This window comes from Staphylococcus microti, assembly GCF_000934465.1.
GTDB classification, from domain to species: Bacteria; Bacillota; Bacilli; order Staphylococcales; family Staphylococcaceae; genus Staphylococcus; species Staphylococcus microti.
In genome coordinates this window covers 1-290 of sequence record NZ_JXWY01000166.1, presented here as the reverse complement: position 1 = coordinate 290, position 290 = coordinate 1, and the positions used below count along the sequence as shown (strand labels likewise).

General features: G+C 30.3%; 1 pseudogene. It reads right to left on the bottom strand.

The features are described 5' to 3' along the window. Positions 1-290, bottom strand: a pseudogene (locus TP70_RS11140) (RNA-guided endonuclease TnpB family protein); the annotation flags it as partial.

Below are 290 nucleotides of genomic sequence, written 5' to 3'. Positions count from 1 at the left end.
TCACGTCTGAGTTTCTTTTCCATTTTAGCCGTGAATTTATGATTATCAATTTTTTGACCATCAGAAAGGATCGCAAAATTCGTAATACCCAAGTCAATACCAATTGCAGAATATGATTTAGGTAATTCATTTATCTCTTCTTTACATAACAAAGAAATATAGTATTTACCACTAGCATGACGTGATATTGTCGCTGACTTAATAATCCCTTTTGGTTGTCTGTGAAGTTTAATTCTGATTAAGGATTTTAATTTAGGAACTTTGATAAATTTATCATCAATCAAAGCAAC